Genomic DNA, 779 nt, shown 5'->3' on the forward strand with positions numbered 1-779 from the left:
GGCACCATCCTTGGTGGCGTCAACATGATCACCACCGTGGTGTGCATGCGCGCGCCGGGCATGACGATGTTCCGGATGCCGATCTTCACCTGGAACATCTTGGTGACGTCGATCCTGGTGCTGCTGGCCTTCCCGCTGCTGACCGCGGCGCTGTTCGGCCTGGCCGCCGACCGCCACCTCGGCGCGCACATCTACGACCCGGCCAACGGCGGTGTGTTGTTGTGGCAGCACCTGTTCTGGTTCTTCGGCCACCCCGAGGTGTACATCATCGCGCTGCCGTTCTTCGGCATCGTCACCGAGATCTTCCCGGTGTTCTCCCGCAAGCCGATCTTCGGCTACACCACGCTGATCTACGCGACGCTGTCGATCGCCGCGCTGTCCGTCGCGGTGTGGGCGCACCATATGTATGCCACGGGTGCGGTGCTGTTGCCGTTCTTCAGCTTCATGACGTTCCTGATCGCGGTGCCGACCGGGATCAAGTTCTTCAACTGGATCGGCACGATGTGGAAGGGCCAGTTGACCTTCGAGACACCGATGCTGTTCTCGGTCGGCTTTTTGATCACCTTCCTGCTGGGTGGTCTGTCGGGTGTGCTGCTGGCCAGCCCGCCGCTGGACTTCCACGTCACCGACTCCTACTTCGTGGTGGCGCACTTCCACTACGTGCTGTTCGGCACCATCGTGTTCGCCACCTATGCCGGCATCTACTTCTGGTTCCCGAAGATGACCGGTCGCCTGCTCGACGAGCGGCTGGGCAAGCTGCACTTCTGGCTGACGTTCAT

At 62.3% G+C, this 779-nt stretch carries 1 protein-coding gene; it reads left to right on the top strand.

Going from position 1 to position 779, the window contains the following annotated elements; translation table 11 throughout:
* Positions 1–779, top strand: a 779-nt coding sequence (locus A5724_RS05305) for a cbb3-type cytochrome c oxidase subunit I (RefSeq protein WP_197518560.1), incomplete at both ends; no start/stop codon positions are given.

Origin of the sequence: Mycobacterium sp. ACS1612 (assembly GCF_001667505.1) — a bacterium.
Lineage (GTDB): Bacteria > Actinomycetota > Actinomycetes > Mycobacteriales > Mycobacteriaceae > Mycobacterium.